The 19,105-nt window shown below is 50.1% G+C and carries 19 protein-coding genes; 4 read left to right on the top strand and 15 right to left on the bottom strand.

Features of this window, described 5'->3' with window-relative positions:
* Positions 1-53: 53 nt before the first annotated feature.
* The 7 genes from NX722_RS19755 to NX722_RS28970 form a co-directional block, all read right to left on the bottom strand.
* Positions 54-638 (bottom strand): porin family protein, encoded by a 585-nt coding sequence (locus NX722_RS19755; protein ID WP_262564580.1) that lies wholly within the window; start codon positions 636-638, stop codon positions 54-56.
* A gap of 105 nt (positions 639-743) precedes the next feature.
* Entirely contained in the window at positions 744-2,192 is a 1,449-nt protein-coding gene (locus NX722_RS19750; RefSeq protein WP_262564579.1) for a glutathione synthetase, read from the bottom strand.
* On the bottom strand, positions 2,192-3,997 hold the full coding sequence (locus tag NX722_RS19745) for an ABC transporter ATP-binding protein (RefSeq protein WP_262564578.1): 1,806 nt from the start codon (positions 3,995-3,997) through the stop codon (positions 2,192-2,194). The genes NX722_RS19750 and NX722_RS19745 overlap by 1 nt, the downstream gene beginning before the upstream one ends.
* A complete protein-coding gene (locus NX722_RS19740) occupies positions 3,997-5,796 on the bottom strand; it encodes an ABC transporter ATP-binding protein (protein WP_262564577.1) in 1,800 nt (599 codons plus the stop codon). Before NX722_RS19740 ends, NX722_RS19745 begins: the two co-directional genes overlap by 1 nt.
* Positions 5,797-5,948: 152 nt before the next feature.
* Positions 5,949-6,371 carry a MarR family winged helix-turn-helix transcriptional regulator gene (locus tag NX722_RS19735; protein ID WP_262564575.1) on the bottom strand — a complete coding sequence of 141 codons (423 nt, stop codon included), beginning with the start codon at positions 6,369-6,371 and terminating at the stop codon, positions 5,949-5,951.
* Positions 6,372-6,559: 188 nt separating this feature from the next.
* Positions 6,560-7,444 carry a hypothetical protein gene (locus NX722_RS19730; protein WP_262564574.1) on the bottom strand — a complete coding sequence of 295 codons (885 nt, stop codon included), beginning with the start codon at positions 7,442-7,444 and terminating at the stop codon, positions 6,560-6,562.
* A 480-nt stretch (positions 7,445-7,924) separates the two neighbouring features.
* Complete coding sequence (locus NX722_RS28970) at positions 7,925-8,056, bottom strand: transposase (protein WP_404831012.1); 132 nt, start codon at positions 8,054-8,056, stop codon at positions 7,925-7,927.
* 56 nt (positions 8,057-8,112) lie between these two features.
* Here NX722_RS28970 and NX722_RS19725 point away from each other — a divergent pair, with 56 nt between their 5' ends.
* Positions 8,113-9,495 (top strand): RNA-guided endonuclease InsQ/TnpB family protein, encoded by a 1,383-nt coding sequence (locus NX722_RS19725; protein WP_262564573.1) that lies wholly within the window; start codon positions 8,113-8,115, stop codon positions 9,493-9,495.
* A 222-nt stretch (positions 9,496-9,717) separates the two neighbouring features.
* Here NX722_RS19725 and NX722_RS19720 read toward each other — a convergent pair whose 3' ends face one another.
* Positions 9,718-10,149 (bottom strand): hypothetical protein, encoded by a 432-nt coding sequence (locus tag NX722_RS19720; protein ID WP_262564572.1) that lies wholly within the window; start codon positions 10,147-10,149, stop codon positions 9,718-9,720.
* Between the two features lie 188 nt (positions 10,150-10,337).
* Here NX722_RS19720 and NX722_RS19715 point away from each other — a divergent pair, with 188 nt between their 5' ends.
* On the top strand, positions 10,338-11,072 hold the full coding sequence (locus tag NX722_RS19715; RefSeq protein WP_322740940.1) for a response regulator: 735 nt from the start codon (positions 10,338-10,340) through the stop codon (positions 11,070-11,072).
* A 123-nt stretch (positions 11,073-11,195) separates the two neighbouring features.
* The gene (locus tag NX722_RS19710) at positions 11,196-12,623 is read left to right on the top strand and encodes an ATP-binding protein (protein WP_262564571.1); all 1,428 of its coding nucleotides are present in this window, start codon (positions 11,196-11,198) and stop codon (positions 12,621-12,623) included.
* A gap of 5 nt (positions 12,624-12,628) precedes the next feature.
* On the opposite strand, the gene dbpA is transcribed toward NX722_RS19710, so the two are convergent.
* On the bottom strand, positions 12,629-14,008 hold the full coding sequence (dbpA, locus tag NX722_RS19705) for an ATP-dependent RNA helicase DbpA (RefSeq protein WP_262564570.1): 1,380 nt from the start codon (positions 14,006-14,008) through the stop codon (positions 12,629-12,631).
* A gap of 304 nt (positions 14,009-14,312) precedes the next feature.
* Between dbpA and NX722_RS19700 the strand changes: the two genes are divergently transcribed.
* Positions 14,313-15,788, top strand: a complete 1,476-nt coding sequence (locus NX722_RS19700; RefSeq protein WP_262564569.1) for an SLC13 family permease — start codon at positions 14,313-14,315, stop codon at positions 15,786-15,788.
* On the opposite strand, the gene NX722_RS19695 is transcribed toward NX722_RS19700, so the two are convergent.
* The 6 genes from NX722_RS19695 to NX722_RS19670 all read right to left on the bottom strand — a co-directional run bounded on the left by NX722_RS19695 (position 15,785) and on the right by NX722_RS19670 (position 18,897).
* A complete protein-coding gene (locus tag NX722_RS19695) occupies positions 15,785-16,132 on the bottom strand; it encodes a DUF2956 domain-containing protein (RefSeq protein ID WP_262564568.1) in 348 nt (115 codons plus the stop codon). The two genes, NX722_RS19700 and NX722_RS19695, sit on opposite strands and share 4 nt — an antisense overlap.
* Before the next feature lie 13 nt (positions 16,133-16,145).
* Positions 16,146-16,649, bottom strand: coding sequence for a GNAT family N-acetyltransferase (locus NX722_RS19690; RefSeq protein WP_262564567.1), 504 nt, complete (start codon positions 16,647-16,649; stop codon positions 16,146-16,148).
* Between the two features lie 97 nt (positions 16,650-16,746).
* Complete coding sequence (locus NX722_RS19685) at positions 16,747-17,184, bottom strand: hypothetical protein (protein ID WP_262564566.1); 438 nt, start codon at positions 17,182-17,184, stop codon at positions 16,747-16,749.
* A 119-nt stretch (positions 17,185-17,303) separates the two neighbouring features.
* On the bottom strand, positions 17,304-17,720 hold the full coding sequence (locus tag NX722_RS19680; protein ID WP_262564565.1) for a cupin domain-containing protein: 417 nt from the start codon (positions 17,718-17,720) through the stop codon (positions 17,304-17,306).
* Positions 17,721-17,724: 4 nt separating this feature from the next.
* Positions 17,725-18,564, bottom strand: a complete 840-nt coding sequence (locus NX722_RS19675; protein ID WP_262564564.1) for a methyltransferase domain-containing protein — start codon at positions 18,562-18,564, stop codon at positions 17,725-17,727.
* A 72-nt stretch (positions 18,565-18,636) separates the two neighbouring features.
* Entirely contained in the window at positions 18,637-18,897 is a 261-nt protein-coding gene (locus tag NX722_RS19670; protein ID WP_262564563.1) for a DUF5062 family protein, read from the bottom strand.
* Positions 18,898-19,105 lie beyond the last annotated feature (208 nt).

Raw genomic sequence — 19,105 nt, 5'->3', positions numbered from 1 at the left:
GACAGGACAGGAAGCGGGCTGTCAAGCCCGCTACCCGTTCAGACTTACAGGGTTCAGAAGCCCCAGTTCAGCCCCAGGTTCAGGCCGCGTAAATGCTCTGAATCCTTGATACCCTTGGTGCCGTCAAGTTTCAGTGTGTAGCTCCGGTAGCCGGCCTGCAAACGTAATCCCATGAACAGCTTAAAGCGAACACCTGCTTCAAAATCGGTGAAGTTAGTGTTGCCGTTTTTACCCAGATCCATTTTGCCGTAAAAGCTGGTGCGGTTGTCGCCAAACAGAGTTACTTCGGTGCTGACCATTGGCAGAGTGCTGGAGAAACGGTCACCTTTCAGCTTGCCTGAGTCAAAGCGCCGCAGGCCCAGTCCTGCGGTCCAGTCCACATTACCGTTGTCCAGCAGACGGTAGTAACCCAGCGCATCAAAGCTGTTAACTTTCAGCTTTTTGTTATCAACGCTTGTATAGCGTACGGCAGCATTGGGTACCAGCGGAATAAAATGCTCAAATTGGCCGTACAGGTTATGGACGCCATCGTGATTGGCAGTCTTCCAGTAGTTGTAACCGACTTTTGCACCTACCAGCGCCTGGGCGCTGGAGGCAGAAGTAAGAAGGACGGCAGCAACAAGTAGTGATTTTCTCATGTGTTCCCTGATGATAGTGTTAGCCTTGCCTAAGGAGCCTGAGCGAGAACAGACTCCTAAGTGGCGTACCTTATCGTGGGGACTGCCGGGTTGGGATGCTGGTTTCTACCTAACAGCCAGAGAGTCGGCAGCTCCCATGCCGCTGTGTACACCGCCTTCTGATTCAGTGGCAGGCTTGCTGCGAATCAGGTATCCCGCGTAACCACTGTCATTACCATTGAAACGTGTCATCGGTTTGCCATTGAAGTGAAGGGTGAACAGCCCTATTTCACTGATCAGATCATCCACCTTAATAGCTTCGCCCCGGCGCACCAGTAAAGCAGGGCGCTCTCTGTGAGCCGGGTGCAGGCGACGCATCAGTGACCATGCCTGATAATCCTCACTGGAAAGCGACTTGAGTTTTGGCAAAATATCGTCGCCAAAAATGCAGTGACCACCGCCTTCGCCCTGGTTCTTCAGAACCCAGTTATTATTGGGCTTATCGGCGAACCAGTCGGCGCTGTTTTCGTCAACAGGCAGCATGACACCCAGAAACTCTTTTGCTTCACTGGCTTCGGGCAGGGTAAGGCCAAAACGGGTTAATTCCTGTGCAGTCATGGAGGTCAGCAACATCTGAACCCGTTTGCTGGTGGCCAACTGTTGGCTGACCGTGGCATTGATCGCAACATTATGCTGTTCCATAAAGGCACGGGTCTGGCTTAAAGCCTGACAGCAGCGAGCCTCTTCCAGGTCATGGGCGACAAAGTCAGAGTATTGATAGCCTGCACGAAGATAGATGGCATCTACCCCGCCAATACTCTCAAGCAGCAAGCGGGCGTTTTCTCCGGTTGAAAGCTGGTCGTGAAGTTCACGGAATGTACGACGAACCGTTCTTATGCCAAGGCTTTGCAGGCCCTGCTCCAGAAGATGCTGGTCGTAAACGTTGTCTTCATCCGCTTGTACCACCATCAAAAACACCGGTTGTCCGGTTTCTCCGGATTCTTTCCGAACCTGGCTGGCAGTTGCTGCAATGCCTTCTGACAGCAGCTCAATGGCCGGGTTGTCAATCAGCCGCAGGTTGTCCACGGGGGACCATTTCTGGAAGGTAGCAGCCCACTGCTGCTGCATATAACGATGCAATTCGTGGGCTCGCTGGCCAAAGGGACCCATGCCTGCAGCGATGCCATTGAACTCAATGACCCTGGGACCCACTTTCGCATCATCCATAAAGTCAGTGCGCATAAACAACATGGGTTGTCTGAGTGCTTTCTGCTGACCAAAGTGAATATGTTTGTGAAGATTCAGCAGGTTGGTAAAGAAAGGGTCTGCACCGGCAATAGGAGCCATGACCTCCTGCAGGTATTCATGGTTTTCTGAAACGGCATGAATCAGTTTTGCCAGCACTGGTACGGCTTTGCGGAGATGAGAAAAACGGGTATCTTCAATCAATGTCGGTGCCAGACTAAAAGCGCAGTGTGTCGCTGATTCTGGCGATGTTTTCAGGGAAAAACCGTTTAAAAGAGCCCATTCAATGGCGTCCTGAATGGCGGGATCCCGGGTTGTCTGGTTCATCATTATGCCACCGCTAAACTGGAAGAAGGTGCTTCACTGGAAAGGTTATCTGCAGGGTTATGCAGCTGTTCTCTGGTCTGCTGTGACAGGTACAGGTCACGGTAAGAACCGGTCTGGTTAAGCAGCTCACTGTGAGTTCCGCGCTGAACAATCTGACCTTTGTCCATCACCAGAATCTGGTCGGCATCCTGAATGGTCGAAAGGCGATGGGCCACAGCAATAGTGGTACGACCAGAGCGGAGAGTGATCAGTGCATCTTTAATCGACTGCTCAGTTTCTCCATCAATATTGGCGGTTGCCTCATCCAGCAGAAGAATACGTGGATCCTGCGCCACCGTTCGGGCAAAGGACAACAACTGACGTTCACCCGTCGATAACGCCTGACCTCCGGCTCCGGGCTGGTGGTCGTAACCATCAGACAGTTTTCGAATAAATGGGTCGGCAGATACTTTTCGGGCAGCGCTGATCACATCACTCATACTGATATCAGGATGGTTAAGGCTGATGTTTTCGGCAAGGGAGCCACTGAAGATATACGGCTCCTGGAAGACCAGCCCAACGTGGTTGCGCAGGGCGGACTCGCTCATGTTGTTCAGTGGTTGCCCATCAATAAGAACCTGTCCCTGCTGGTGCTGATAAAAACGCATTAACAGGTTGATAACGGAGCTTTTGCCACTGCCGCTGTGGCCGACAATGGCCGTAAACTGACCGGGTTCTACAGTGAAACTGACGTTGTCCAACGCCTGATTTCTACCGTCATAGGACAGGCTGACGTTGTTGAATTCCATCTTGCCACTGTTGACGGAAGCATTTCCCGTCTGGCTGCGGGACTCTTCCGGTTCGTCCAGCAGTTCAAAGACACGTTCGGCAGCCACCAGTGACTGTTGCAGGTTGCCCAGCTGCATGGAAATCTGGCGGAAAGGCTCAAAGAAACGAGCCAGATAATTGATAAAGGCATAAATAGTGCCGACTTCAATCACGGAAAAACCAGCTTTCCAGCCAAACCAGGCGACAATGCCCGCCAGCGCCATGGTTTGCAGGAAGTGACCAAAAGGCATCAGCAGCAGACTGTCGATGCCGATCACTTTGCGGCGCAGCAGGCTCCATTCTTTGTTGTTTTCTGCAAATTCTGCACGACGATGTTCTTCCTGATTGGTGGCCTGGATAATCTGCATGCCCTGCAGGGATTCATTAAGACTGGTGTTGATGTCTGCCAGCTTGGCCCGAACACCTGCCACGACGGGACGGCTCAGGTTCTGATACAGACGCATGCTGCCCAGAAGAATCGGCACAATAACCAGCATCAGCAACATCAGTTTGAAATCCAAAAGTGCCAGTGCGGTAAAAATACCCACCAGTTTCAGGGCTCCACGCAGGATGGCGGGGATTACTCCGACAAACATCTGTCGTATAACTTCAGAGTCATTGGTCAGTCTTGATACCAGACGACCGGTTGGCTCTCCGTCAAAGTACTTCATGGGCAGTTTCAGCAGATGGCTGAACGCCTTTTGACGGATGTCGTGTATAACCTCCAGGGCATTGTCCTGGAACATGACGCCCTGAATGTACTGCAATATCGATGCGCCCACATAAGTACTGGTCAGGGCAATGCCCAGCATCACCAGCGTATTGATATCGTTGTTACCCACCGCAATATAGTCATCAAGGATAATTTTCATGACCCAGGGTGAAGCCATTTCAAAGGCGGTTGCCAGCATTAACAGCAGAAAGGCGCTGATAAAGCCTTTTGAGTAAGGGCGGCTGAAGCCCAGCAGGCGTCCGAGTCCTGCAAATCGTTTTGCTTTCATCAGGCGCTTACCAGTGTTGGTGATTCGTTAATGGGCTGGTCATCGGTCGTATCCTCCCTGTTCACCAGAAGAGTGCGTGCCTGTTGTTTGAAGATGCGGGCATACCAGTCAGGGCGGTCCAGCAGTTCGTCGTGGGTACCCTGTTCTTTAATGATGCCTTCCTCAATGACCAGAATATGGTCTGCAGTAATCAGTTCCGGCAGGCGTTGAGTGATCAGCAGAATGGTCTTTTTGTTTTTGTAGGCAGACAGGTTTTTCAGAATGGTCGCTTCTGTTTTCATATCCAGCGCACTGAACGCGTCGTCCAGCAACAGAATGCTGGCATCGGTCAGCAGGGCCCGGGCAAACGCCACACGCTGTTTCTGGCCGCCGGAAAGGTTGATGCCGTTTTCGCCAAGTATGGTCTGGTAACCATCGGTGAAGTGACAGATCTCGTCGTGAATGGCGGCGAGTCTGGCAGCCTGTTCGATCTCTTCCTGAGAAGCATCCGGTCTGGTCATGGCGATGTTTTCCGCAATGGTTCCGGAAAACAGCATTGGCTCCTGTGGAACCCATGCCAGCTGGCTGCGCAGGCTTTTCAGCTTTATCTGGTCAATGGTAATGCCACCGAGCGTAATGGATGAGCCTGCATCCAGATTGAACTGGCGTTGCAGCAACCGGAACAGGCTGCTTTTGCCTCCGCCGGTTCGACCGGTAATACCGATAAAGGAACCAGCCGGAGCCTGCAGTCTGATGTCGGTCAGAACCGGAGAGTCAGCCTTTGGGTAGTGGAAAGACTGAATATTAAACGCCAGATCGTGATTTGCAGGTGCTTCTACGGCTGTTGGGGCATCGGTCACGGAGGGCTTCTGGCTAAACAGGAATTCCAGTCGGCTCCAGGATGCATTACCACGCTGGAATACGCTGAACTGCCAGCCAAACTGCATCATGGGGCTCAGAAGCTGTCCAAGATAGAGCGTGAAACTGGTCAGCAGGCCCAGTGTCATTTCACCATGTTGAATCAGCCATGCGCCGCCCATCAGTGCAATAACAAAAGACAGACCAAAAAACAGGTTAATGGTGGGGCCAAAGATGGACTCGATACGTGCCACTTTCTGGTTAGCGTTGACGGTTTCACGGGACAAATCGTAAAAACGCTGTTCTTGTCGTTTATTGAGTTCGTGGGCGCGAACGGCTCGTATGCCGGTGACGGTTTCCCTGGCTTCCTCGTTCAGGTCAGAAAAACTGACCTGAGCCCGGCCAAAGGTTTTGTGCATCGCGGTGCCGTAGTGGCTGGTGGCCCAGATGAGTATTGGAAACGGGATCAGAACCAGCAGCGTCAGCTTGCCACTGACAGCAAAAACCATCGCAGCCAGAACAGTGAAGCCTGCGATCACTGAGTCAACCAGGGTCATAATACCCCCGCCTGCACTTTCCTCCACCGCGTTGAGGTCATTGGTGGCATGGGCCATCAGATCGCCAGTGGTGTGTTCCTGGTAGAAGTCGGGTGACATCCGGGTAAAGTGAGCAAACAGCCGATCCCGCTGACCGCGAACCAGGTCAATGGAGGCACCGTACAACAGAGAGCGCCATACATAGCGCAGGCCATAAATGGCGATGGCAATCACCATGATACCCGCGATGTAAAGCATTAACTCCTGACTGGTCAGGTTGTCGATGGTGATTTCATCCACCACACGACCGATCAGCCAGGGAGGCAGCTGGTTCAGTATTGCCACGGCTTGCAGGCTGATAAAAGCCAGAAGGTAGTGTTTCCAGTAGTCACGCAAAATGAAGCGCATTTTCCATAGCAGCTTCATGAACGGTTACTCCTTTCCATGAAAATTGCATTTCGCTCATGGCTGTTCGGTTTGAAAGCGTTTTGCATCAAAGGTTTCCAGGGGTTACATGGTTGTCAGTGTCAACCAATTGGGAAATAAAAAAGCCTGCTCAGGCTGTGGTCTCTATTGGGTTACTTCAGGTGCCGGATCAGTGCCTGTAGCCCCTGTACCAGCTGTGCGGCTGCTTCTGGTTCCATTTTGTTCAGCAGTTTGTCTATCCGCTGTGCCTGAAGGCTTCTGGTTGAGTCCAGACAGTCTTCTGCAAGCCCGGTCAGGGACAGGCACTTGATTCGGCTGTCATCCGGGTTGACGCAGATGGAGACCAGATTACGGGCTTCCAGACGTTTAATGACCCGGGTGGCACCGCTTTTGGTGAAGCCCAGTGACTGACCAATGGTTTGAACAGAGCATTGAGGCTGGTTCTGGATGCTGCGAAGCGCCAGATAGTCAATCAGGCTGAACTCTTCACAATGACTGCTTTCACAACAGCTTGTGCTGAAATGGTGTGAAAGCGTCAGTAAGGCGTCGAATAACTGTTTCGCCTGCTGGCTCATTGAAGGCAATACCCGCAAAGTAAAATTGAGGATATTAGAATAGATATGGTTGACATGGTCAACTATGTAGTTAACGAGAACCCGACCAGCTATTCGTCAGGTCAGGTTGTTACGGATACAGGTTGTGTCGTTTTGCCGTCCGTGGCTTATTCGAAATGGTGTGAAGGGATCTGTTTATGGCGTTATCATTATTCTCTTCTCAATCCCACATTTCGGCATTTGTCATTATCCTTGTTAAGTCTGACACCACAACAGCACTTTCCTTTTTTATCCATGGAGACAGTTTCGCAATTCTCATCGTGTGCAAACTTACAACACTCTTCCTGTGTTTGTTTCTTTTTACAGGTTGTGCTTTCGTAGCATGACTTTGCACCAAACGCACTGATGCACTCTTCTGCCCAGCCCCGACGATAAAAACTATACCCTTCACAGGAAAATTCAGTATCAGGGTTGTATTCCGGGCAGCCGTCGCTGGCTTTTGGCTGCTCTTTCGATTTTTTAGGATAAAATGGCGAATTATCGCTGGTCTGACACTGTCCATTCTGCCAATAGCCGATTTTTATTCCTCTATTTCCTCCTGCCAGAGTTTCATCTGAAAGACAGACCTCCCTGTGAGAAGATGGCTGGGCAATCGTTGGGTTATTGACCGGAGCCATAATGGGCGTATGCCCTTGGGTTGAGCTTGTACATTCAGGGAAATGACTGTGGAAATTATCAATGCTTTCATGAAATTTTCCGTGCTTTCCATGCTTTTTTATGATGTCTTTTAAAGTCTCATAATTCGTGACCAGCCATCGGACATCGTACCCGTACCCTTCATCTCTTCCAGGGGTGGTGTAATGGCATTCCGGGGTGCCATCATCATCAATGACTTTTCCGATATAGTAATCGGTTGAGCTATAGGGAACAGAGCAGTAGCTGTTTACGTGCTTGTCAGCACTTTCGTAATCTGCGGCAGTATCTTTTGTCGTATCAAACCAGCAGCCTGTGGGGGCAGTTTCACGGGCTACTGACAGGGTAGCGGAGATACAGAGCAATGAAAGCATCAGTATTTTGTTAAAAAAGGACTTCATTCAGGTCACCTGTCTTTTTATATTCAGGCCTGCTTCAGGCAGGATTAAATCAACATTCTTGTCAGGACAGATGTATATAGATGATAAACGGGGTTTCAGCCATAAAAGTAAAATCTTAATTTGAGTGATGAAGTGTAAGAAAATGTGATTTGAGACTATAAAAACGTTTCGTTAGTACTCCATGAAGGTTTACAAAATGAGGCAGCTTTCCGGGGTCGGGCGATATCGGGAGAAATGTAACCCATAATCACTGGTAGGATTTCCATTGCTGTCTGTCATTCTGGTAAATCGTATTTTGCCAGAATACAACCTGAGCCCCCATTGGGCTGCCGTTTCGGTTATATGGGCAGAGTGAATTTCTTTACCTTCATTTTTCCACCTGGCAGACTTTGATCGAAACACTGGCGCAAACCCGCTTCTTTAGAGGCGGGTCTAGCCAGCGCAAGGCGCTAGCCTTGCTGTGACGACCGTTTAGAAGTCTTAACGAATTTTCTGAAAGTGGCACTCCATTTGCGGGCAGGTTTCTGAAAAGATCTCACGAAGTTGATCGGTCATTTCCCTCGTGAATACGTTCCGGCGATACTTTGCTGAAAATACTAGTGCTGCCTGCATGGTTTTTAGCGCTTAGCTGCACTAGCATAAAGGCATTCAACATAACAGGCACTGCAATGCTTCAGGGCATCCGATTAAAAGCCAACCCAACAGACCAGCAAAAGCTGATCCTGTCTCAGTGGATGGGTTGCGCCCGGTTTATCTGGAATGCCAAGTGTGACGAACATCGCTACTACAGCGCCTACGCAAGAAAATATTGCCCTGTCGGGACATTTGCGCCGGTTGACACTAAGGCCGCTCAATTTAAAAGCAGAGAGCTTTCTCCCTGGCTCTATAGCTGTCCCAGTCAAATAATCAGAAATTCAGCTACCCACTGGTATCAGACCTTCCAGAAGCATATGAAAGGTTTGTGCGGCAAGCCAAAAAGGAAGCCAAAAACTGATAAAGGCAGCATTTACCTCACAAAAGAATTATTCCGGTTCGATGTATGTGATGACGGTGTAACCCGTCTTTTTATAGGCACAAAGACCAACAATATCGGTTATCTGTCGTTCAAGTCCCACGGTGCATTCAACGAGCCCAAGTCCCTTTACATCAGGAAAGAGATTGGTCGGTACTTCGTTTCTTTCTGCTATGACGATGGATCGGAAGAACCCGCAACAGAAAAGGAACACCTGGAGTACCTGAAAGGTGCTTCTAAAGAATGGCTGGAAGAGTATGTCATTGGCGTGGATCGTGGTGTTGCAATACCAGTGCATACCGGCGTGGAGGCTTACGACTTCACGGAGAATCAGAAAAAGAGCATGGATAAACGCAAGCGGTACGTTGAAAAACTGCAACGTCGTCTGTCTCGCCAAACCAAAGGCTCTAACCGCAGGCAAAAGACAAAAAACCGGATAGCCCGTCAACATAAAAAGGTGGCAAGTATCCGGCAAGACTTCTGCCACAAAACCAGTCGGAAGATAGTCGATAGCAAGGCGAAGGTCATCATTTTCGAGAACCTGAAAACCTCGAAGATGACTCGCAAGCCAAAGGTCAGGAAAGATAGAAACGGCAAGTTTGTTCCAAATAGAGCCAGGGCCAAAGCAGGGCTCAACAAGGCTGTGCTAAATGTTGGCTGGCATTATCTGGAAAGTTACACCCGCTACAAAGCGGCAAGAGCAGGTAAGGCAGTATTCAAAGTGCCTGCACATTATACGAGTCAAGAGTGTGCGGAATGCGACTACACTCACCCCGACAACCGTAAGACACAGGAATTGTTTTCTTGCGGTAGCTGCGGACACGTTGACAACGCTGACCGAAACGCCAGCATCGTAACTAAGAAACGAGCAATTAATTTACTTTTAGACTCCGGAACAGAGTTGGTTGGCAAGGGTATTCCTGTGCTGACTAAAGGACGTGGAGCCATTCGTAAGACGGGAAAGTGCAAGCACTCTCCCGCATCTGGCAGCGAAACGTCAAAAAAGAAAAGAACAGTTGCTACTGCGGTAGCTGCTTAGTATTGGAAGCTCGCTCCTTCAGGGGCGAGTAGTTCACGTCACCATTTGACCGTACAGATACATTTTGCAATGTATGTTGAACCATGGGTCGCACACCCAGAAGTTGAGTTCCTCGTACTGTCCCAACTTATTTAGCGTCAAATTTCTTAAATCGGATGTGTCTAAGAGTTTATCACCCATGCAGGGCGTTGTATGAGCCAGCCCTGCCGACCGGAATGGGTATTACTGAGAGCTGGCTTTTGCCTTGCGTGCTTCAATACGCTTTTGCAGGCGCTCAAATTTTTTAACAGGCATGCCGTTCTTCGCCAGCTGTTGTTCTTTCACCAGAGAGTTATCCTGAGTCACGATGGTAACGTTGTAGCCATTTTCCGTGCTGGTTACTTTTCCTAATTTGAGGTTTTCATTACCACGCATAATCAGTCTGGCTTTGGTGAGCGTCCCGATCTGGTCAGCGGTGAATTCTCTCTCCATTATTTTGTGACCAGCCCAGCCACGTTTCCCCATCTTGTAACCATGATGCCTGCCGCCTTTCATGCAGTGTTCTGACCGGTGCTCATGACCTTCAGAGTCTTGCGTTTCACCGTACCATGCAAAAGCCGATGTGATGGCGATCAGGCCTGCGGCGATAAAAGCGATAGATGTTTTTTTGTTCATGGACCCTTCCTCGTTTGTCTGGTTTACGCTTCTCATTAAAGCGTGGGGATGTCTCAGAAATATCTCTTCAGCGCGGTCAGTTGTCGCAATTTGTATCAACTGGCAGTGCTTTTTGTCAGGCTGATAATATTTGATACAACTTTGCTTAATCTGAGCCCGTATAATCGAGACAAGAGAGGGTCAGTAAAGTGGTTGTTAAAGCTATGGCAGAACAACAGCATATTCTTGTGGTCGATGATCACGACGAAATTCGTGATCTGTTAGGACGTTATTTAGGGCAGCATGGTTATCAGGTCAGCCTGGCCGATGGTGGTCAGCAGATGCGCAATGTGTTGTCGCAGACAACGGTGGACCTGGTCATTCTGGATATCATGATGCCGGAAGAAGATGGCCTGAGCCTGTGCCGTTATCTGAAAGATAAGGGTGGCCCACCCGTTATCATGCTGACGGCGCTGGGCGAAGAAACCGACACAATCGTTGGCCTGGAAATGGGGGCTGATGATTATATTTCCAAACCCTTCAGCCCCAGAGAACTGCTGGCCAGAGTAAAAGCAGTGATAAGACGGGTGAGCGAGGTTCGTCCGCAGAAACAGTCAGTCAATGAGCCTGAAAAAATGCGCTTTGAAGGCTGGACGCTTGACCTTAATCAGCATCAGCTGGAACGGCAGGATGGCCTGCTTGTGCCGCTCAGCACATCGGAATTCCGCTTGTTGACCGTCTTTTTAAACCACCCCAAAAAAGTATTAAGTCGTGACCAGTTACTGGATATGACCAAGGGGCGTGAAGCTCTGCCTTTTGACCGCAGCATTGATAACCAGATCAGCAGGCTACGCAAAAAAATAGAAGAAGATCCCAGAAACCCCAGGTTAATCAAAACCGTCTGGGGTGGGGGTTATTCGTTTACGGCCAATATGGTTTCTTAAAGAGATCGCTCCTAAACAGCCATGAGCTGAAAATGCGGCTCACTCCGAAACATGAAAATGACTGAGGAGTCTGGGAGAGCTGCATTTTCATAGTAAAAGCAACCTGATTTCAGGAAATAGAATTTGATTAAACGTTTTAGCAAATTACGCTCATCACGTTTCTGGCCTGAAAGTCTGGCAAGCCAGATGATTCTTGTGGTGCTTTTGGGTATGGCGCTGGCGCTGGCGATCAGTCTATGGATGGCAGGTGACGCTCATAAAGAAGCTGTGAATCGCATTAACCAGTGGATGCTGACCCGTCAGACCGCCACCCTTGCGGAAGTGCTGGAAGCCAGTCCGGCCAGTTTGCACCGGTCAATTTTAAAAACGACTCGCCGGGAGAATGCGTTTTTCCGTTTGTCCGACCAGAGTCTGGTGCCGGCTGGTGACTATTCTCCTGAAGAACAGATGCTGATTGATCGTATTGCCGGGTCTTTTGACGACCCGAAACCGGGGCGACAGGTAAGGGTGAATCTTGCCAGTGATCGATCTGAAGAAATGACGCCTCCCCGTCGTTCAAAGCATTGGGAGGAGCGCAGAGGGGACAGGGGTCATGACCGATATAAAAGACGTCCTAACCTGTTATTTCTCAATGTCTCTATCCAGCTGGATGATGGGCAGTGGCTGAATATGCAGTCGTCGACACCAAAGGTTATGCCCTTACTGGCTAAAAGAACCGCGTTTTTGATGGGAATATCGACCTTATGTGTTCTGGCCGGAATTATCTTTATGGTGCGCCGCATTACCCGACCCATGCGGAAACTGTCGTCTGCTTCGCACCGGCTGGGGCTGGGTGAAAAAATCGACTCGCTTCAGGAAGAGGGGCCTGAGGATATTCGCGAGTTGATCAGGGCTTTCAACCTGATGAATGAACGACTACAGCGGTTTGTGGCAGATCGTACCCGTATGCTGGCAGCCTTGTCCCATGACCTGAGAACACCCATTACTTCCATGCGGCTCAGAGTTGAGTTGATGGAACCGGGGCCGGACACGGATCAGCTGTTGGCCACTCTGGATGAAATGCACCAGATGTCTGAAGCCACTCTGGCATTTACACGACAGGCTTCAGACAATGAACCAACCCGGGCGGTCGATGTGAATGCCCTGCTGGATAGTCTGTGTGAAGACTTACGGGATATTGGCCTGCATGTTCACTATCAGGACGGTCAGGAAGTTATTGCCCATTGTCGTCTGGTGAGTCTGAAGCGTGCAATGCGTAACCTGATAGAGAACGCGGTGAAATATGGTTCTGTTGCCCATGTGAGTACGTCTGCAGGGCAGGAAAGCGCTCAAATACGGATACAGGATGAAGGCGATGGTATTCCTGAAGCGATGACAGAACGAGTATTTGAACCGTTCGTGCGGATGGAAGAGTCTAGAAACCGGGAAACGGGTGGTATTGGTCTGGGCATGTCCATTGCCCGCAATATCATCCATAGCCACGGTGGTGATATTCATCTGGAGAATAACGACCGTGGCTTGCTGGTAACCATTAATCTGCCGCTGGCATAAACGCTTTAAATCCGGCGAACTTTAAACTTCCTGCCTTTGATCTTTCCTTGCTCCAGTCGGCTCAAAGCCTTGCGAGCCGACTCTCTTTTTATAGCGACATAAGCCACAAAATCAAAGACATTGATTTTTCCCACCTGATCTCCGGCAATGCCAGCATCGCCGGTCAGGGCGCCGAGAATATCGCCGGGTCTTACCTTGTGTTTGCGTCCACCATCAATGGCCAGCGTCACCATGGGAGCTTTCGGGGCTTCGGTTTTCGGTTTTGGCAGGTGGCTGGGGTCAGATTCAGACAGCTCTGATTGCAGTATGTCTGCAATGCGTTCCAGTTTGTAATGTTCTTTGGATGTGTAGAGGCTGAATGCCAGACCTTCTTTGCCTGCACGGCCTGTACGCCCGATGCGATGAACATGCACTTCGGGGTCGCGACTGAGGTCGTAATTGATTACACAGGCCAGGTCATCAATATCCAGTCCACGGGCTGCAACGTCAGTAGCGATCAGGATATTGGAACTCTGATTGGAAAAGCGTACCAGCATCTGATCGCGCTCTTTCTGATCCATATCACCGTGGAGAACCAGAGGTTTGTAACCAAGATTGTACAGTTCTACCCCCACATCCTTACACACCTGTTTGGTATTGCAGAAAATGACGCTGGACGATGGCTGGTGATGTGCCAGCAGTTTGTGCAGAACATCGGGTTTTTCATGGTGATCCGCCTGATAGAAAGACTGTGCAATATGCTGGTGGCTATGCACAGACTCAACGGTGACTTCTTCAGGCTCATTCTGGAACCGGTCACTGAGCTGGCGAATGCCTTTCGGGTAGGTAGCAGAGAACAGCAGGGTCTGACGATGGCCGGGTGTGTGGTCAATGATGTTTTCAATGGCGTCAATGAACCCCATATCCAGCATACGGTCGGCTTCGTCCAGCACCAGTGTGCTGACTTTTTCAAGGCAGAGGGTTCGTTTGCGCAGGTGATCCTGAATACGCCCCGGAGTACCCACCACAATATGAGCGCCGTGAGCCAGAGAGCCTATCTGTGGCCCTATGGGCTGACCGCCACAGAGTGTTACGACCTTTATGTTCTGCTGGTAGCGAGCCAGCCTGCGAATTTCGTTCGCCACCTGCGTCGCCAGCTCCCGCGTTGGACAAAGTACCAGAGCCTGGCAGCCAAAAAAGCGCTGACGGATTTTAGTCAGCATCGGGATACTGAAAGCCGCCGTTTTGCCGCTACCGGTTTTAGCCTTGGCAATCAGGTCTTTGCCGTCAAGAGCCAGGGGCAGGCTCTGCTGCTGGATGGCTGTCATCTCCTGATAACCAATGGTTTTCAGGTTGGTTAACAGGGCGGGGGGGAGTGGTAAGCTGGAAAACAGTGCCTGACTCAAGATGGACTCTTTGTTTTGATGATAAAGCCAGCCAGTATAACAGAGAGCCGTTGTAACTGTGCTCAGTGGAAATTCGCATTAGCATGGTGGAAGCAGGGGTGTTTCATGTGATTTGTCTCATCTTTGCGGGGTGCCGCTTATTCAGGCAGGCTGGTTATCATACTGGTTTATAATTCCCTTCTGATCGATGGGACGTTCTGTTCAAACTATTGCAGCAAGCAATCGTGGAGGGGCAATGTCGCTATAGCTCAATAGATCAGGCCATTGACCGACACATTTACAGAGTGATCATCAGGAAAATAACATGTCTCAACCCCCTTCGGAAAATGAAACGCCTGCGGTTGACGCAGAACTGGGAGCGTCCCGCTGGCTTATTGGTTTTGTGTCGGGGGTCTTATTGTTGGGAATAACCTTGTTGGTTCCTGCCCCGGAAGGTATGAGCGACCCTGCCTGGCGCTGTGCGGGTCTGGCGATGATGATGGCTATTTTCTGGTCCACTGAAGCTCTGCCAATACCTGTCACTGCACTGTTGCCATTGCTGCTGGCACCGTTACTGAACCTTTCGGGTCTCGACAAGGTTGCTGCTCCTTATGCCCATCCGGTTATTTTTCTGTTTATGGGCGGGTTTATACTGGGACTCGCCATGGAGCGCTGGAACCTGCACCGACGCATTGCCCTGCACACCATGCTGGCCAGTGGTACTGGAGAGCGACGTCAGGTTATAGGGTTTATGATAGCTACGGCGTTTATCAGTATGTGGGTCTCTAATACCGCCACTGCCATTATGATGTTGCCGATCGGCATGTCGGTGATTGCCATGATGCGGGATCATCACCAGAACCAGGGTGAATTTCCCAGCGCACTGTTACTGGCGATTGCTTATGGCGCTTCCATCGGCGGCTTTGCCACTTTGATTGGCACACCGCCTAATGCATTGCTGGCTGCCTTTTTGCAGGAACAATATGGTATTGAGCTGGGTTTTGCCCAGTGGTTGATTATTGGTGTTCCAGCCAGTGTGTTGATGCTGATAGTGACTGGCTGGTGGCTGAGTCGTGGCGGCTACAGCCTGCGTACGGAAGACAATGAAACAGTAAAGCATTCCCTTAAACAGCAGCTGGCTGAAATGGGAGGGCTTTCGCGAGGTGAAAAGGCGGTTGCCACGATTTTTCTTCTGACGGCAGCTGGCTGGATATTCCGGCCGTTAATTCTGCGACATTTTCCCGGCATTGCCTTGACTGACACAACGATTGCCCTGTGCGGTGCCATTGCCTTGTTTGTTATACCTGTGCGCTGGAAAAAGCTGGCGTTCCTGATGGGATGGAAAGATATTCAGCGACTGCCCTGGGATGTTTTATTGCTCTTTGGTGGGGGCTTGAGTCTGGCAGCGATGATCCGCAAAACCGGCCTGGCTGAATGGATTGCCGGAAATATGAATATTCTGGAAGGAATGCCTTTATTGATGGCGATTGGACTGGTGGTTACGGTGATTATTTTCCTGACTGAAATTACCAGTAATACCGCCACCACGGCAGCCTTTCTGCCTCCGCTGGGCGCCCTTGCTGTTTCGCTGGGGATGGACCCGCAGATGCTGGCCATACCGGCTGCCATAGCAGCCAGCTGTGCCTTTATGCTTCCTGTTGCGACACCGCCCAATGCGATCGTGTTTGGTTCCGGCATGTTGTCGATCCGGCAAATGGTACGCAGTGGCTTGATTCTCAACCTTGCCGGAATAGCGATCATTACTGGTTTATGTTCGCTTCTGGTGGGTAAGATTTTTTAGAGCGTGAGGTAGTACAGGTAGCCTGCCATGCCTGCCCAGCTAAGGCCCAGCAACACCCAGGGTAATTTGCTTTGTCGGTAAACGACAGAGGTTGTTGTCTCGGTAATCTTTTCAACGACAGGCTCATTTTCCCTGTGGCGTTTAATCGTCTTCAGGCGTCGGTCCAGCTCCCGGGCTTTAGTTTTTTGCTGTTTTTTGTACTGGTCAATACCTTTCTGGATGCCCATGGCAATCAGACGGGTCTGTTCCTTGGTTTGTCCGGGCTTCTGGGTAGCCCTGGCAATCTTTAACGCTTCTTCTCTGGTTTCAGCAGAAACTGCCGGTTTTTTCGTGGTTTTAGCCATAAGTCTGTTGGAGTTACCTGGTAATGGTTTTGTAGAGGCTGAATCCCCGGGCCTGGTAGTTCGCCAGAGCGTCAGGGTGATCTTTTGAACAGGTGTTGACCTGCACCCGCTGAGCGCCCCATTGCCAGGCCGCCTCAATGGCAAAGCTCAGAAAGCCTCCACCATACCCACGACCAACAAAACGCCTGGCCAGACCAAAATAATCAAGCTCAACTACATTGTCTTCATTTTTGCTCAGCTCCAAATAACCGGCGGGACTGTTATCGACGTAAGCGATCCAGGTTCGACGATTTGGAGCTTCTGCATAAGCCTGCCACTGTTCATCATCCCAGCTTAATTTGTCGGTCCATTCCCAGTGGCATCCTACAAACTGGTAGAAAAAGCGGTTGATTTCAAACTGTTTCTCAAGGCATTCACGAATCTTGAAGCGAGCATCGAGCAGAGGCTTTTTTACCAGTTCATGCTCGTGCTCCATAGCCAGATACCAGGTGGTAAAAGGAACTTGGGTTGATGTCATAGATGATTTCAGGGGTTATAGCTACAGGTGGGAGAGTATCCTTGAAATAAAGGCAGGTTCCAAGAAGGCGGGACGCACCCGCCTCTTTATTATCCCTTTATCTCAGCTTTGCCATTGGACAGCTCTGAAAGCCGGCATTAACCACAAAATGTCCGCAAATCAGGTAAAACAGGCTCATTACCGCCAGCATGACTGAAAAGGATTCCACCATCAGAGTCAGGCTCCAGAAACCCTTAAACAGAAGCAGATAAATGCCGAACAGGTAAGGCACATAGCTGCATCGGTGCATAATCCGGGTCAGTAATCGTTTTTTTGGGCTGATTGTTTCCCCCCTGGCGAGCTGAATGTTCAACAGCAGAACCAGGGCAGAGAGAGCCGACAGTGTGGCGATATTGAAGTCCATCAGGGACCAGCCCCGGGTCAGAAAGGAGGCAGCAGAAATAACAGTCAGCAGGCAAAGCAGTGCAACCGCTTTGGGCGCATACTTCATGAAGGTGTTATTGCTGTCGATCGTGTTCTTTCGTGGTGTGTTCATCGCGACCTCTCCTTGATAGATGACAACAAAAGTTAACGTCTGCACAGACAGTTATACCTTTGCTTCAGGTGTAAGGAGTTGACGCTGAACAATAAACCAGTGGGAATCCGGAATATATGTCAGTTGTCGTGGAAAATCTTATCTAACGCTTTTACATGCACCTGACCTTCTTCTGGGTAAACGACGGTATCTTTCTGGTCGCGTTGACCGATAATCAGGTATCGACAGATGCCTTTAGAGTGGTTCAGTAAGGCGTGTCCCCGGTCATCACCGGGCATAAAGCAGATATAGTCGCCAGCAATCATGTGAATATACTCCTCGCCGTGCAGCAGAGTACATTCGCCTTCAACGATGAACAGGTGTTCTTCTTCTGCGGTGTGAAAGTGCAGTGGCATTGACTGTTTGCCCGGTTCAAGCTCCTGCATGCGGGTAGCAATGGCCAGCCCGCCTGCGCTGTCGCTCAGGCATTTGCTACGAACACCATACTGTTCACCATGAGTCCATTCGTCCCATTCGATCTCGTCAATATTGATCAAAATCTTAACTCTCTGCAGGTTGGTAGGCGATGGCGTAGAGTTTCATGTCAATGCCACACTCAAGCGATGTTAACTCAGACAGTTGTTGTTTTTGTGACGGCTTTACATGCCAGTAGTGTGGTGTCATGGCCAACAGGTCAAGAATTAACTCTGACGAATCCAGCTTCATTGTACCTGTCACAGAAGCTTTTTCCAGCAGGCTGAAATGCTCTGGCAACTGGCTGACCAGCTTGTCTGCCGGATAGGGGCGAACTTCCTCATAGATAACCTGACGCAGTGCATACAAGTGTTGTTCCCCTGGTGCCAGAACCAGAACTTTCCCACCAGGCTTGAGAACCCGGCTGAACTCTTTCCAGTCACAGCGGGAAAATACACTGATAATGACATCAATCTGATTGTCTGGCACAGGAATGTCGTTAACACTGGCAACCAGCCATTGAACGTCTTTGCTGCGGCGACAGCAGGCCTGAATGGCGGGTTTTGAGATGTCAAAACCGCAGACTGATGCCTGTGGAAAAGCATCGTGTAATTGAGCGGTGTAATAACCTTCACCACAGCCTGCGTCCAGAATAACGGGGTGTTCAACGCCGTCCAGTGCTGTTCGGGTGGCTTTTGTCAGGGCGTCTATAACTGGTTGATAACAACCACTGTCCAGAAAACGATGACGCGCCTGCACCATCTGCTTGTCATCTCCCGGATGCTTACTGCGCATTTTATGGCTGGGCAGCAGGTTCAGATAACCCTGGCGGGCGCGGTCGAAACGGTGGTTGTTGGCACATGCTGCCCCGTTGTCTAACTGTTGTAAAAGCTGCGAGCAGACGGGGCATTTCAGGTTGGCAGGCATGTCGATAGTCAAGTGAAGATAGTGAAAAGGCGGCCAGTGTACTGGTTTTTAAGATCAGTTTCCTGCTTTTGCTTATTTGAGCAGGGGATGCCCTTCGGGCAGTTGTCGTGAAATCCACAAAGCCAGTTTGTGTTTCATGTTCTGTTCGGATTCCTGTCCCTTGACCAGTGGCTGAATCAGGTTGTCGTGTACCAGAAGGCGGTAAAGGTACTCGATTTTCTGGCGGGAAGAATCCGTTTCTTCAAACTTACCGGCTTTGCGCTTTTCGACATAGATGGCACCAATTCGCAGTGCTTCGCGGACCAGTTCGGTTTCGTTCTTAATTTTTTTCAACGTTCGTGCCTCCAGTTATAAATGTTGATTTTTTCAGAATAAGAGTACTCCAACAGTGGGTCAAAGAAAAAAACGATATGAGAATATCTGTCTATGCTCATTACCACTACTGAATAGCTTCATGATCGTTTCAGGAGAGTGACATCGTAAAAGCAATAGAAATAACTGGAAGGTGAACATTTAACCACCTATATGATTTCTGTGGTTG

Source organism: Endozoicomonas gorgoniicola (assembly GCF_025562715.2).
In the GTDB taxonomy this organism is placed as follows: domain Bacteria; phylum Pseudomonadota; class Gammaproteobacteria; order Pseudomonadales; family Endozoicomonadaceae; genus Endozoicomonas_A; species Endozoicomonas_A gorgoniicola.
This window is presented reverse-complemented; position numbering and strand designations above follow the sequence as displayed.